We start from the raw sequence: 15,645 nt of genomic DNA, 5'->3' as shown, positions 1-15,645 counted from the left end.
TATCTCGGAAAATATTTTTTAAGAAATTAATCATTAAATATTTTACTTTAATTAATCGAATTCAATTAAAAAATCATCATTGTCGATCAAAGCAAGTTTCAGTATAGATTGCCAGTAATTTGAGCCGAAAGCAGTTTTTTCTTTTTCGATAATACTTTTCGATAAATGCCTGGTTTCTAATAGAGTGAGTTTGTCTCTTGCCGATTCGACTATATGTTTGAATGAAGTTATTACATCATCTGCTGCTTCAGAAAATCTTTCTAAGAGGTGTAGATTGTTATAGTGGCTAGAGATTAGCTCATAAAGTTTTTCATTAATACCGTTTTTGTTATCAAGAAAAAAATCTGTTTCCATATAGGAATTCCCTATTTCCACATTTACGAACAAATATTGTACATGTGGTAAGCTATCTATGTACAGGTTTAATGAGGTTCTGACTCCATTATCTCGCCATAAATCTCCTTTGTAACTATTGCATTTTGAGCAGCATGGAAATAAATTTTTAGGATTAACAGCAAATTCGGGAAATTTCTCCTTTGGCAGAAGGTGATCTAAAGAGTTAACTTCATTCATTGTGCAGTTCTGACACTGAACTTTTCTCCCGTTTTTAGTGGTTGTTACAATAGTCTTTAGCTTCTGTAACGTAGCGCTACTATATTTGTAGAGTTTGCAGAGATCATCAGCGTTGGGATTTACATATCCATATGGATTAAGATTTTCTAAAAGATTTCCTGAAAAAGCTAAATCATAGTTGTCAAAAAATTGACCTATATTGACATCTAGCTCAAGCAAGCGGTTTTTATAATTTGGATCTACATCTGGGTTTCTTTTTTTTTGGCAAACTTTTTTGTAAAATTCAAAGGCATTTTTATTATATGAATCAACATTTATCATTCTAGTCTATATTTTATAATATTTTTGATAAATATACTTGCATTTAAGCTTAGGGGATATTCATCAAATTCTAACAATTTAACTATTTCGTCATATGTTTTACCCTGATCAACGAGTTCAGTAATTATTTTTTTATACTGCTTTGGAATTTCTCTATCGCCAAATACTTCATCAGTAATAACACTTAGGTTTTCGCCAAAGCATTCTAAGCCTATTCGTCTAATGGATGGAATATTTCCATCGCGCTCCATAATATAAACATTTTTGGAAAACAGTTCGCGAACTATTAAAGGAGAGTGAGTAGCGATTAAACAGTAAGATTCAAACTCGTTTACCAATTCGTAAATCGTGTTCATTAATTGCACAATTGCATTAGGATGTAAATGTGTTTCAGGCTCATCATATAGTATCAAGGAATCTAATCTGATATTTGCAACGACCTCTGTAATAATATATAATATAATACTTTGACCAGAACTCAAGTTATTCTTTATTGAATTAAAGCCCTGTAAATTTACATCGTAGGTATCTCCTCCGATGCTAAAAATTTCTCTTTTGATGATAAAACTATCAACAATATTTTGGTCTATAAAATTCAACAATACTGCTCTCCACCTTTCACTTCGCTCCAATGAAATGATTCGTTTCCAATTATGATGAAAACTAAGGACTAAACTTTTGTTATTTCTTATTTCACCTTCTTGGTTTTTTAGTCCGCAATAAACATAGTTAAAGATTGCACTTTTTTTGGGTATGGAAAAATTATCAAATACACTATATGAAACTGCTATGATTTTGCTGAATACGGGCATTTTTCCTGAAAATAGTTCTTTATTTCCTTCAGCGAAGTTATTTGGTAGAGACGTCATGAACTGCGTTTTTCCCGTCCCATTTTTACCAATTATCGCAAAGATTCGATTCGATATTGGTTTTTTATCGTTAAGTTCAAACTCAATGTTTATTTCTTCATTGCTATATGCTGGTTTAAATTTATACGAAAAACTATATAAGTCCTCTAGACTTCGGCCTTCTAATTTGGGTTTGATTTCCCTAAGAAGTCTTTCGGCTTCATCATCTCGAATTAATGAGGAAGTGAAATTCGAATTTTTTTCATAACTATCGTGTATCTCGGTAAAATAAGCAGCGTCTTGGAGTGCATTTAAAATGCTTATCATATTTTTGCTCCCAAGGATCTTTTGTAGATTGAAATAGTAGTCTTCTGTTGTTCCGAGTGAGCAGAAATCTTGAGAAAGTGTATAAAACTTATCCGGTAATTCCAGATAAGTCTTCATTTCTTCTTTATGGATAAGTTTAAGGTAACCTATTCTTTGTTTTGCATTAACTTTACTAAAATAATCCAACGCAAAACCAGATACAACACTATAATCGTTCCAGCCCTTGTTTGGATCTAAAGTAAAATATTCACTATCTTCAATGTTACCTTGAGATCCATTTTTAAAAACGTAAAAGGGTACATTATTCTTCTTAATGCCAGCAGGCAAATCATTTATTTCCTCCTGTTGATAAATTTTTTGAACTGGTAAGCCAACATCGTTATATTCTTCGATTACAAGTCTGAGCTTGTCTTTTGCTAACTCATTATCAATTTCTAAGCTGACCAAGCTTAGTTGTTCCTCATCACTATAATATTTTGGTTCTAGGAAGGTTTCAATGAATTTTCTAAAGGTCTCCTGATTATCATATATTTTTAACCGGTCAATGAATAATTGTTCATCTGACCAATCTTGGTTGTTAATAGTATGCTGAACTATATCTCCGTAAGCGTCACTGTAACGGTCGTCTTCTGAAGGCATAGCTCGTAAATCCCATATGCTGTTTAGCACGCTCATTCCATCTTCAAAATTAGCCTGATTAGAAATTCTTATCCATTCTCCTAATAGTAATTTAAAAATTTTAACTTGTACTGATTTGGAGAATTTTACCACGTTAGCTTATAAGTTAGGTCCATTTATCTTTTTAATATTAAGTGATTTATGTTAGATTTAAATCAAATATAATGATACATTTTTTTTCCACTATGTTTGTTAGATGTAAAGGTGAAAGTTAGTCTTTCTTTTTTGCCCGTTACTTTTTCGTTATCTTAATTTTAATGATGATATGCCAGTAAGTTTAAAAGAAACTCAAAGTTTATCCAAACTTTCTCAATCCCTGTACGATTTCCTTCCCGCTAATCCCCATCCTTATGCAGATCAATCAATATCTTTCTCAGGGTGCGCAGTAAAAAGCGGTATTGGTAACTTGTGGACAGGAGGAAGTAAAAAAACAGCAATATCAAATTTACTACATAATACTCTAGGCCAGGCAAGGAGTAGCTTTTGTAAGTTAATGCTTTGTATAGTTCAAACATCTTTAATTTATAGAGGCAACAAAGGCACCCCTCTGACTAGGGAAGAAATAGAGAGAGTTAATCAAAAGATAGCTGAGCTAGGCTTTAAGATACCTGAACTTTGGAACGGCGAATTCCTTCATAGTTTACCTAGTAGTAAACCAAATCTACCTTTAAAAAGCGAAATTGGGTCAAATGAGATACTTCAGTTGAAAGAAGAATTTATTGGGTTAACATCTTTTGATGCGCAAGCAAGAGGATATGCTTTTCAAGATTTTTTAAATAAGATGTTCAATATATTTGGTTTGAATGCCAAAAAATCCTTTAGGATTATTGGCGAAGAAATAGATGGAAGTTTTGAACTCGGGTCTGATATCTATTTAATGGAAGCAAAATGGCAATCAAGACAATCTCCTGAAAGTGAACTATTAGTATTCAGCGGAAAAGTTGGTGGCAAGGCCATGTGGTCGAGAGGACTATTTATAAGCTATGCAGGTTTCACCACTCAAGGTTTAGAAGCCTTTGCACGTGGGAAATCAACAAACTTGATTGGTATGGATGCGCAGGATATCTTCTTTATTCTTGAAGGGAGAATGTCTTTAGTGGACGCTCTAAAAGCAAAAGCTAGACAAGCAGCCGAAACTAATGCATTCTTCACTTCAGTATTTAGCTTATCTGATTGATGTAAAGGTATTAAGTTTCTATTTGGAGAATGTAGATAGTGCTTTTTTTCTATCTTCCACATTTATTAATTATCAGATATATCCTAGGCTTTTTAACAACGCTGAAATAAGTTGATCATTCCACTAGATTTATTATTCCAGCTTTCCATCTAAAACCAAAAACTACTTTTCCTTCGTCAACGAAATTTTAGCCCTTCGGGTGCTGCGTTCCAAACTACTCTGGAATGAGCAGTTTTGATGGAAAGGCTAAGACTGCCATCCAAACGCTTCGTTCCGTTGCACTTTTCTCAGCATTTAAGATAATAATGCATAGACTTATCGTAAAAAGGCTGAAATAATTCGATCATTCCACTAGACTTATAATTTTACCTTTCCATCCAAAACCAAAAATCACTTTTCGTTCCTCAAATAAATCTTTGCCCTACGCGTGCTGCGTTCCAGACTACTCAGGAATAAGCAGTTTTGATGGAAAGATTAAAGACTGCTATCCAAAAGCTTCGTTCCGTTGCACTGTTCTCAGCATTTATGATAAAATCCATAGATCTTCTTTAACAAAGCTGATATAAATTGCTCATTCCAGTAGATTTAATATTCCACCTTTCCATCGAAAACCAAAAATCACTTTTCGTTCCTCAAAGAAATTTTTGCCCTTCGGGTGCTGCGTTCCAGTCTGTACTGGAATAAGCAGTTTTGATGGAAAGGTTAAAGGCTACTATCCAAAAGCTTCGTGCCGTTGCACTTTTCTCAGCATTTATGAAAATAATCCACAGACCTTTTTTAACAAAGCTGATATAAGTAGATTAATTCATCAGACTTATTATTTCACCTTTCCATCTAAAACCAAAAACCACTTTTCCTTCGTCAAAGAAATTTTTGCCCTTCGGGTGCTGCGTTCCAGTCTGCACTGGAATAGGCAGTTTTGATGGAAAAGTTAAAGACTGCTATGCAAAAGCTTCGGTCCGTTTCACTTCTCTCGGCATTTGTCAGTTAATGAGAAAAATTTAGACCTTACTTAACAGCGATGCTATAACTCCATCATTGGATAAGACTTCATTTTGGCTTTTGCTGAGGCAAATTTAAACCTCTTCGGCAGGCAAGGCCGTACCCTTCGGGTTTGGACAAATAAATCTCCACACCTTGCTTTCAGCTGCGGGTAGTATTTTTTTGCCTCAAAGCCTTGCCTCACCAGCCCAACGCACAATTTTTCTGCCTCTATCAAAAGCCAAATGGGCGGTTTTGCCGAATTGGTATAACAGATTTTTTAACAATTTAAATTTTAAAAAAATGAAAGTAGCAGAAAAAAGTAACGGAAGCGTGCAAAGCACCACAGAAAGAAGAGATGAAGTGATTTTAAATCCTTCATTAAATGGGAAAAGTTCAAACGGAATCATTGAAGCCAAAAGTAAAGAAGATGCTGTGAAAACGGCAGAAGTTAAAAAGGTGGAAGCAACCAACGAAGTTAAGGAAACTGAAAAGCCAAAGGAATTTTTTAAGCCAGTCTTAAATCTTGAAGCTACCTTAAAAGTAGTTGATGATTTACACCGCAGGAGCATTCAAAGAGTTAATTTATTGAGCAGAATAAATCAATTAGAAGATTTTGAAATCGCCCTAATTGAAGAGGGTGACGAATTGGAAACAAATCATTTTCAAGGTTGCCAGTTAATTATTAGCGATGATAAGGGCAGAAAATTCGTAACCCGAACCGCAGGTTTAATAAGATTAGTTGCTGAATTTATTCATTCAGCTTGTCTTGCAAAATTGGGTGAGATAGAGGCAAATATTGTTTTTCCTCGCCCCTAAAAGGCTTCGCCCCGGCGTTATGTCGGGGCATTTTTTCACTCATATTAAAAGCAGATAGCAATGATTGAAGTATTTATAGAAGTAACAGACCAAATTTTTTGGGAGGGTTACACAGAACAACTTGCAGAGAACGATCCGCAAAGATTTCAAATGGAGTTAGACGAATTTTTAAAACAGTATAAATTTTAAGACGATGGCACACAACATAAATTTCAACGAGCAAACAGGAAAGCACAGTTTTTTTTCTACCAAAGAAAAAGCCTGGCACAACTTAGGACAAGTGGTATCTGATTATCCGACAAGTGCGGAAGCAATTAAATTTGCAGGATTAGACTACAAGGTATTAAAACTACCTAACCGACATCATTTCCCCGACGGAAAAATTGATATTTCAAACGCTTCTTATTTTACCTATAGAACGGATAGTCTTGAAATATTGGGCGATAAATTAGGTCCTGATTATGAAGTGGTGCAGAATACAGATGCTTTTACTTTTTTTGATTCTATTATAGGTGGTAAAGATGGTATTCTTTACGAAACCGCAGGGGCTTTAGGAAAAGGCGAACGAATTTTTATTACTGCTAAACTGCCCGATTATATCCGTGTGGGATATGATGACTTAATTGAGAAATATTTATTTCTTACCACCTCGCATGACGGTTCGGGAAGTATTACAGCCGCATTTACGCCAGTTAGGATTGTTTGCAACAATACCTTAAACGCAGCTTTAATAAATATGACCAACTGCATTAAAATTAGACACACGCAGAGCGCACAGGATAAATTGCGCCAAGCGCATAAAGTTATGGGCATAAAAAACAGCTTATCTGATGAACTAAGCCAAATTTTTAACCATTGGGCAAAAGTTAGGATAACAGATAAAGAAGTATTAAAGCTAATCCAAAAAGCAATGGCACCATCTAAAGAAGTTTTGCAAAATGTGCTGGATGGTAAAGAAAATGAATATTCTACTTATTTTAATAATGTTTGTTCTAATGTGTGTGAATATGCTTTTTCTAGTCATACGCAACAAACGCCGATCACTAAAGGGACATTATTTGGCGCTTACAATGCCATAACTGGCTATTACCAAAATGTAAAGGAGTTTAAGAATGATGAAAGTAAATTCAAATCGATACAATTTGGTACAGGGTTAATTAAGACCCAGCAGGCATTTAAACTTTGTCAAAGCTTTGCGAAAAATGAGCATGGTTTATATCTGAATAATTGAGAGAAGGGCGAAAGCCCTTTTTTTAAAAAATCGCGGCGAGCCCCGCATTTTTCGTTATTGCTTATGATTTCATAAAAGCGAAAAATGCGGGGCCGATTAGAGTGGAAGACATTTTTGAAAATATAAAGCGAGTTGTGTAAGCATCAATTATCGTACAATTTAGTCTTAATGCAAGCGGAGTGTTTTAAGTCACAACCATCCGTCTGGAAATCTAAAACCAAGTCAAGTCGATATTGCATTGACGCATAAATTAAAAATTGCAGCAAGCTTTTTGGATATTGGAATTCATGACCACCTCATAATAACCAGCGAAGGCTATTACTCCTTTGCAGAAGAAGGTGTAATTTAAAGGGGGAAACCCCTTTTCTGTGCTAATTATAGGAGCCCGTTTAAAAATAGGTGAATAAATTTGTTATGTGTTGATAAGTTGAAAAAAAGAGCTTCGCCAACCGGAAAATAAATGGAATAACAACAAACTGAATCAATTAGGTGCTACCCTGGCGATCTGAGCAATAGTCAATGTATAGAGGAGAATTTGAACTATAATGACTTAAATCGAAGGCATTTCCTCCAGCTTATTTGGGATGCCATCCACTACTTGGTCAAAACGGGCTGTCAGTGGCAGATGTTGCTTTTTAGTTTTTCCAAATGGCAACCTTACGATACCCTGCCTGTCCGTTTGGAATCATCTGAACCTGTTTTGATCCGTTAATTCTTATCTGCCTGGGGAACATCCGCAGGGTTAACAACCAGACAACTAAGACTTTTTTTTAAAGGAACGCTGCATCCAAAAAACTCACTTAATAGGCACAATGATACGTTGTGTTAGGATAAAGTTTCTGTAAAATGTGAAACCAGCGTATCTGCATCAGCAGGTGTTGGAAACCATTTAAAAAAGAACTGTTGTGGTACAATGATGCTGACTAGTTGTCTAGTTTTTTAGGTGGAGATCCATTCCAAGATAGATATCCTTGCCCGTGAATCAATTTTTTTTCTTGCATTTATCATACGCTTTTAAGTTTGCTGAAAACCTGAGTATAATTGAACTCAAGCGAGAAGACTATTCAGACCTATCGTAGAAAACCGCATGCTTATTGGTAAACCAACTAAACTTACAATGTTTTTCATTTTCTATCTCCTAGTAAATTTAGTTCTTGTAAATATAGAATATTTAAACTGGGGGCGTCACTTGCCATTTTAACATGACCTTATCTATTTTTTCTGGTGTGAGGATTTCAATATCGAATACTGATCTGCCAGCTTCATATTCAACTTTGGACCTAATCTCCATATCTCAATTAATTTGATTTAAATAGAACCGATGATATTGAAAAATTTGAATATGCTATCGGCCAGTCGAAAAATCATCCAGTGGAGAAAAATAAAATTGTTGCTTCTTTTGGCAAGAAAAATAATGATATTAAAAGATAGATATAGGAACTTTTAGGAGTTTTTATTCTTCGATATTGGAAAGAATGTCAATTATCTTTGCCTGACAACTGGAATCTCTAAAACTTGAATAAATCTAAGCTTGGTAGGATTTTTACATCTATTTTCAGCAACTTTAAAGGATGCATTGGAGTCAAAGAAATAAATGTATAATTTTGGCAGTTATAAAAACCAAACAAGAACAAAAAAGTGCATACCTACCCGCTAATGGAATAATTGGTGTCCTAAAATGAGTTTAGTTCGTAGCAAAAAACTATCAATCTATCCCTGAAATCTTTTTTGGAAACATTTTATAGTGACTTGATCTGTCAGCTTATATATCTTTAGCCACAAAAAACCAATTAGGTAACTTAATTTAACTTAATGATAATCTGTAAATTAAAATTCGTTTTAATGAAAACTCATCTCTCAATCCCTGATAAGGGCACATTTATTAGCAATTAGGAATGAGAACACTTAAGGTAAGTGAATTTACGGGGAGGAATGCGGTGATGTTCCACCCGAATTCTTCACGCTTATTACTCTATCCAGATCGTCAAAATTTATCGAATCTGAACGAATTCTTCCAAGCTGACATGGGAGTTACAATTTTGTTGATCTGGAGGGTAATTTTTTGGAGGTTGCATTGGATATCAATCGGCACTAATTGTAAGAGTTAATGAAAACAGAAAAGACCAAATCACCCTACAAACGTTTATATAACTCTTCAATTTTTACTGAGATTTATACCAGAAACGTTTGGGGCGGAAATAAAGGAGACTTCTACTCAGGTTCTGGATCCCATAACGATCATATTGACGGCTATGTCAATGCAATAACCGATTTTATAGGAGACAATCGGATTTCTAGCATTGTTGAAATAGGATGTGGAGACTTCTACGTAAGTGGGGAAATGCTCGCTAGGCTCGATAGGGGAAAAATACATTACCAATATACTGGCTATGAGGTTGTTAAAGCTTTAGTAGACCGCAATAAATTACGATATCCTTCGAAGCAGATTAGTTTTAAAGTAAAGGATGCGGTAAATGGCAAAATCGTTAGCGGTGATTTACTGATAATTCGTCAGGTATTACAGCATTTAGATAACAAGTCCATTACCAAAATCATCAGCAAGTTTTCCAACTATAAATTTATAATTGTGACAGAACACCAGATTTCAAATAAATATGGCGAAAAAATTATTTTCAATAAAGACAAAAAAACTGACTCCTACAACCGCGTTATACTATATTCAGGGGTCTATCTTGAAAAACCTCCATTTAACTGTGATATTAAAGAAAAAATCTATAGCTTTTTTGAAGCACAGATTAACTTAGATGCCTACGTAAATACTTTCCTCATAGTAAACTGATTCTTACGGATACTTTTTCATTATGGTTACAAAGCTATCAATTGAATTATTCTTCATCTTTTATTAAATGTTTACGTATTTCGACAATCAACCTACAGCTAACTCTTTTATTCATTTTCTAATCGATTTTACCGTTCCTGTACTTTCACTGTTTCCCGTTTTTAGATATATACAGATCTTAAAAAGCTACTTTCTGATAGGAAGAGGAACGTGTTTGATGATGCGAACTTGCATGACATTCTTTAAGATTTACCCAAGTTGTCGCTTAGCTTTAAAATTTGTTTTCAGTTATAATAGTATTTCGTTGTTTATGTGTTTTCTCCGAAAATGATTATTATGGACGGCCAAGGGCTATATCAAACGGTAGTAGATGCGCCTGAGAATTCTGGTAATAATTTATGTCCCGAAATTAGTCTAGTTCGCGGCAAAAGAACACGAGTCCATCCATAAAATCGTTATCTGATGCCGCTGTGTATAGATTTACTTCATTAGCTTATGTATCTTAGTTGTAGAAAAAAGAAAAAATAGCCGGAATTAGAGGTTACCCGATAATCCGCAAACTACGACACACTGCTATGAAAAACCCTTTCTCAATTCGAGACAATGCTGCATTCGTTCTTAATCTGGCAGTAAGGAAAATTAAGGTGAAAGTGAGTTCATTTACGGTAGAACATGAAGTGATGCTTCATCCGAATTACCCTAGCTTACTAGCCTATAGCGATTGTTTATATTCATGGAAAGTTCATAATGAAGCCTTCCAGATGGACAAAAAAACTTTCAACATTAGTGAACTTGAGGGTGGTTTTGTGGCCCACGTTAACACACTAGGTGGACAGTTTGTCTGGGTAGATGACATTTCTGGCGGGGACGTTACCTATAGCAATCATGAAAACTCTGGGGTTGTTGTTCCACAGGACGAATTCTATCATATGTGGGACGGGGTTATCCTGTTTATGGAGGCGACGCCGGAAAGCGGTGAGGAAAATTACCGGAGCGCACTTTTAAAAGATTGGCTTAATTCTCTACGACTTCCTCTAATGGCCAGTTTACTTTTGGCAACGATTTTTATGTGCATGTCCCCAAATCAGCCCGTCACTTATTATTTGATACTTTTTCTAAAGTTGGCGGGGATAGTTGTGAGTTCTGTTCTTTTGATGCATAGTGTTAATAGCGCAAACCCATTCATTCAAAATCTTTGCGGCTTAGGCATAAAAAACGACTGTAACGCAATACTAAAATCAGAGGCGGCTAATGTAACGAGCTGGCTGACCTGGAGCGAAGTGGGGATGTTTTATTTTGGGGGTAGCTTTTTGGCACTGCTTTCTGATCCGACGAATATGGTTTATCTGGCATATATCAACTTGTTGGCCTTGCCCTATACAATTTATTCAATAAGCTATCAGGTTAGGGCAAAGACGTGGTGCGTGCTTTGTTGCACTGTTCAGGCTCTCCTATTGCTGGAGGCGAGTGTCTTTTTAGCCCATGGCTATGCCCCTTTCTCCCAGCTAGGTACGTTTAAGTACAATTTTATCCCATTTACCTTAAGTTTTCTTGCGCCGATTGCAATCTGGGCATTTCTTAAACCATTTTTTAATAGAGCGGCACAACTAACACCGACAACCCAGCAGTTGAGCCGGTTTAAATATGATAGTAACTTGTTTCAAGTCACACTTCAGAGCCAGCCTAGGTACCCAATGGGAGATGATCTTCAACCGATTACAATAGGAGATTCTGAGGGTGGTAACGTAATAACCATGGTCAGCAACCCTTACTGCAATCCCTGTGGTATTGCCCATAAAATTATTGAAAAATGGCTTTCCACCAGAGATGACCTTCAGCTCAAAGTTGTGTTTCTAACCGGGAACAATGATCTAGATCCACGTACAAAGGTTGCTAGACATATTATTTCCCTTTCTCACATAGAAAATAGCGAAGTTGCCCAGATAGCACTCTCGGACTGGTATGAGGCCAATAAAGACTTTGATACTTGGAGTGCCAGGTTTCCCTTGACAATCGAGAAGGATGTCAGCCACATATTAGAAAATCAAAAACAATGGTGCGAGATAGTGGATATTGCCTTTACCCCCACAATTTTCGTTAATGGCCATAAACTCCCTTTGCCGTATCGTCTAGAAGATGTAAGATACCTCTTAGACTAAACACTTGCCGTTTTTTTTTGGCAAGGGTATACAATAAAATTGGCTGCTGGTTGCAAACAGATTGCTGATAACGATCATGCGTTCAAACATGACGCTGAAGCAGGCTAAGCGTTAATAGCCCGTTGACCTAATTTAAAATAAAATGAAAAAATTAATTTTGAACAGAACAACCTTTTCGGGGCATGAGGTTCTCTCTAGGGCCCAGCTGAAAAGGGTATTGGGAGGAAGTGAGGCATTTACAACTAGTCATACTTATTGTCCAAGGTGCAATAATTCCAGCGATTGTCCTGATTCTAGATGTTCTAGTTGCGCAAATCAAGGAGGAGACGCGACTGAAAAAGGAGCCTGTAGTTAAAGGTTGTAACATTAATAGGGTATTCTAATTGGAATACCCTATCTTAACGTTTATGAATATCAAAAGAATTAATAGATGAAATATATATGCCTGCTTTTCGTCTTTCAGTTTGTAGTGCTGACAGCGACCCATTCTCAACAGAATGAACAATCTAGGTTCTTCATTTCCGGAAAAATACTTGGGAGAGATACCGGGACTTTAACATTGTCTTATCTGAACAAGAATCAAAAATTCAATACGGAGAGAGCCAAAATAGAGGATGGTAAATTTTCCTTCAGCGGTGCAATTTCTGAGGCAACGATGGCCTATTTGATAGGGAATATCACAACTCGTTCTATGGATGACCCAAATAGGACAGTCATATTTTTGGAACCTAGAAAAATGGAGATGGAATTGGTGGAAGGTAAATTTAGTGAGGTACTGCTTACGGGCTCAAAAACTCAACAGGGGTATACCATCTATATTTCATCTCAGTTTCCCTATACTGTTAAGCATAGTTTAATTGCTAATCGTATTGATAGTTTGGATAAATTAATTAAAATAAATGAAAGCACGGGTAGCCTTAAAAAGGAGGTTGCTGATTCTGAATTTGAGTGGAGGCAGAATAACAATAATTCTGATAGTGTGAAGATTAATTTTATGTTAGAAAACCCGGGCTCCGTAGTAAGTGCCTATTTATTGCCTTTCTTCATAGACACAAGGAAGATTGCCCTTGATTCTGCCGTGAGCATTTTTAATTCCTTTTCACAGAAGGTAAAAGACAGTGCCTTAGGAAAAAATGTGAAATCTTTAATTGCTGACAGAAAAGCGGCGACAATGGGCAATATTGCACCACAGTTTCGAGCTAAGGATATTAACGGGAAAATAATTTCTAGCGAACAATACCAGGGAGAAAAGTATCTTCTCTTAGATTTTTGGGCCTCATGGTGTGGCCCGTGTCATGATCAAGCACCCTATCTTAATAAACTGTATGATAAGTATAAGGAAAAAGGATTGGAGATTATTAGTGTTTCTGCAGATCGAGATAGGAATATATGGAAGAAGGCTATCATCAAGGATAAAATTGAAAGATTGGATCATATGTTAATTATGGATGATATTGCGACTCCAGGTGCAGAAAAAATGGATGTCAGGTTTTCTGTTGGGGTCTATCCCGTATTGCTAGTTATTGACAAAGAAGGAGTTATAGAATATAGGATAGATGGATTTGGTGGAGCTGAGGAATTCAAAAAAATTGATGACCTCCTCGCAAAGGGTCTTAATTAATTGCAATGTGAAGTTTTTTTCAATAAAATATAAATAGCAAGTTTACAATTGAATTTTTAGATAATTATCAATGGATTAAAATCTCTACAGAATACTATAAATTCATTTTCTACACGTCTGGATTTTCTGCGCCGACTTCATAGAATAAGATTTGGATATACTGTTTCGAATTTTCCTAAAAAGTTTATAATTCAGAGTTCCTGTCTTATTTGGCATTAGTTCAGACTTTAATCCAATATTCCTGATCTTCAATACCATCGACAGCGGTTTAGTCAGGATTTTCTAACAATAGCAAGCCGTCTACATCTAAAATGAAACTCTATGATTACTGCAAATGAGGGTCTTTTTCTGATTGGGCGGGCAATACGCTTGATGACCCTGGATTTACATTATTCTTCGGAAAACACCAGAGTCGCTGGCTAGCTTTAAAACCCAGTTTGACGTCGTAATGTCTGCTTTGTCCGATAGCTGTGAAGACACCTTCTCTAAATGGTGTTATCTAGTGGGAGTTATCTTGGACAGAACAAGACCCGCCTGAGAATCGTGATAATAATTTATGTCCCAAAATTAGTCTAGTGCGCGGCAAAAGAACACGAGTCCATCCCTAAAATCGTTATTGGAAGCCGCTGTGTCTAGATTTACTCCATTAGCTTTTATATCTTTAGTTATAGAAAAACGGAAAAATAGCCTGGCAGTAAGGAAACTTAAGGATACCTATTGGACTGAATACTTGACTTTTTGTTTTGGCAAGGCCTATAATAAAATTGGCTGCTGGTTGCAAACAGATTGCTGATAACGATCATGCGTTCGAACATCACGCTGAATCAGGCTAAGCGTTAATAACCCGTTGACCTAATTTAAAGTAAAATGAAAAAACTAATTTTGAATCGAACAACCTTCTCGGGGCGGGAGGTCCTCTCAAGAGCCCAGCTGAAAAGGGTATTGGGGGGAAGTGAGGCGATTACCAGCACATCTGACTGCTTATCAAGCGCATCGTGTAATACCAGTTCAGATTGTAAATATTACTCATGTCCAAACTGCGTTATTCAAAGCGACGATCCGACTGAGAGCGGTTTTTGTAGCGCTTAACAATAAAACTTAAACCATGCGCACTATGAGATTTTTTCTATTTATCCAATTGTTTTTCAGCTTGCCATTGTTTGCATCGCAACTCCAGGCAGGGGGAAACTTCGCATTGAGCGGCAAGATAAGTGGTAAGGTATCGAAACAGATATTAATTGGTTATATTGACAGTTCTGGCAAGAGATTCACTGATTCTGCAAATGTCAAGCAAGGCAGGTTTAAATTCACGGGTAATATTAATGGTCCGACCTCAGCCAACTTAGGGGGGAAATTACCTCAAGATCAATGGATGATCGAAATAGGATCATGATTGTTCTAAAGCCTGGTCCAATGCAGGTAGAGCTCACTGTCGATGAGTTTTCATCGGCAATGGTAATAGGATCAATTACGAAGGACGAATATAAAAAATTTATAGAGACGGAACGCCCTCTAATCGCCGAGCAGCCTATGTTTTTAAAAGAAATAGACTCCCTAAATAAAAAAAAAATGTTGCTGGGAAAATCAAAAGATCGTCAGGATCAATTTGGCGATCTTAATTCTAGATGGTCTAATTATGCAAGCTCGATAAGTAACAATTATCGATTTTTGAGAGCAAATGGCGGTTCAGCTGTAAGTGCCTTTCTGCTACTTAGGATGATGGATGCACATACGATACCATTGGATTCTGTAGAAATATTTTACAATAAATTCCCCCAATTTGTAAAAAACAGTGTACTTGGAAAAACTGTAGAAATGACTTTTAATGGAAAACGTAAAATAGCCGTAGGTAGTCGCGCCCCGGCGCTAAATGCAATAGATATCAGTGGAAAATCGATAAATAGTGAAGAATATGCGGGGGGAAATATGTGTTGTTGAATTTTTCGGCATCATAGTGTCCACCCTGTCATGAGCACTTTCCTATCTGAAAATTCTTTAAGACAAATATGGCAAAGATGGCCTTGAAATCACTATCTCCTCCGACCTCGATAAATCTTTATGGGAAAAAGATGTTATGAAGTCAAAGATTGGGCGGTGGCGTAACATGAGA

Annotated in this window: 11 protein-coding genes and 1 pseudogene; 10 read left to right on the top strand and 2 right to left on the bottom strand. The window is 36.2% G+C overall.

What is annotated here, in order from left to right:
* Positions 1 to 51 precede the first annotated feature (51 nt).
* Complete coding sequence (locus ABIB40_RS14260) at positions 52 to 894, bottom strand: hypothetical protein (protein WP_354360056.1); 843 nt, start codon at positions 892 to 894, stop codon at positions 52 to 54.
* Positions 891 to 2,840, bottom strand: coding sequence for an AbiJ-related protein (locus ABIB40_RS14255; protein ID WP_354360055.1), 1,950 nt, complete (start codon positions 2,838 to 2,840; stop codon positions 891 to 893). The genes ABIB40_RS14260 and ABIB40_RS14255 overlap by 4 nt, the downstream gene beginning before the upstream one ends.
* Before the next feature lie 172 nt (positions 2,841 to 3,012).
* Here ABIB40_RS14255 and ABIB40_RS14250 point away from each other — a divergent pair, with 172 nt between their 5' ends.
* The 10 genes and pseudogenes from ABIB40_RS14250 to ABIB40_RS14205 all read left to right on the top strand — a co-directional run bounded on the left by ABIB40_RS14250 (position 3,013) and on the right by ABIB40_RS14205 (position 15,473).
* Entirely contained in the window at positions 3,013 to 3,924 is a 912-nt protein-coding gene (locus ABIB40_RS14250) for a hypothetical protein (RefSeq protein ID WP_354360054.1), read from the top strand.
* Between the two features lie 1,284 nt (positions 3,925 to 5,208).
* Positions 5,209 to 5,724, top strand: coding sequence for a hypothetical protein (locus ABIB40_RS14245; protein WP_354360053.1), 516 nt, complete (start codon positions 5,209 to 5,211; stop codon positions 5,722 to 5,724).
* A gap of 60 nt (positions 5,725 to 5,784) precedes the next feature.
* A complete protein-coding gene (locus ABIB40_RS14240) occupies positions 5,785 to 5,913 on the top strand; it encodes a hypothetical protein (protein WP_354360052.1) in 129 nt (42 codons plus the stop codon).
* A gap of 4 nt (positions 5,914 to 5,917) precedes the next feature.
* Positions 5,918 to 6,955, top strand: coding sequence for a DUF932 domain-containing protein (locus ABIB40_RS14235; RefSeq protein WP_354360051.1), 1,038 nt, complete (start codon positions 5,918 to 5,920; stop codon positions 6,953 to 6,955).
* A gap of 190 nt (positions 6,956 to 7,145) precedes the next feature.
* Positions 7,146 to 7,304: pseudogene (locus tag ABIB40_RS14230) on the top strand (JAB domain-containing protein); the annotation flags it as partial.
* Between the two features lie 1,758 nt (positions 7,305 to 9,062).
* Positions 9,063 to 9,755 carry a class I SAM-dependent methyltransferase gene (locus tag ABIB40_RS14225; protein WP_354360050.1) on the top strand — a complete coding sequence of 231 codons (693 nt, stop codon included), beginning with the start codon at positions 9,063 to 9,065 and terminating at the stop codon, positions 9,753 to 9,755.
* A gap of 575 nt (positions 9,756 to 10,330) precedes the next feature.
* On the top strand, positions 10,331 to 11,914 hold the full coding sequence (locus tag ABIB40_RS14220; RefSeq protein WP_354360049.1) for a vitamin K epoxide reductase family protein: 1,584 nt from the start codon (positions 10,331 to 10,333) through the stop codon (positions 11,912 to 11,914).
* A gap of 430 nt (positions 11,915 to 12,344) precedes the next feature.
* Positions 12,345 to 13,535, top strand: a complete 1,191-nt coding sequence (locus ABIB40_RS14215; RefSeq protein ID WP_354360048.1) for a redoxin domain-containing protein — start codon at positions 12,345 to 12,347, stop codon at positions 13,533 to 13,535.
* Between the two features lie 1,114 nt (positions 13,536 to 14,649).
* Complete coding sequence (locus tag ABIB40_RS14210) at positions 14,650 to 14,928, top strand: DUF4369 domain-containing protein (protein ID WP_354360047.1); 279 nt, start codon at positions 14,650 to 14,652, stop codon at positions 14,926 to 14,928.
* Positions 14,929 to 14,948: 20 nt separating this feature from the next.
* Positions 14,949 to 15,473, top strand: a complete 525-nt coding sequence (locus ABIB40_RS14205) for a hypothetical protein (protein WP_354360046.1) — start codon at positions 14,949 to 14,951, stop codon at positions 15,471 to 15,473.
* The last annotated feature ends 172 nt before the right edge of the window (positions 15,474 to 15,645 follow it).

The sequence above is a fragment of the Pedobacter sp. UYP30 genome (assembly GCF_040547165.1).
GTDB lineage: Bacteria > Bacteroidota > Bacteroidia > Sphingobacteriales > Sphingobacteriaceae > Pedobacter.
Note: the sequence above shows the minus strand (reverse complement) of the source record. Positions and strands in the feature narration are given on the sequence as shown.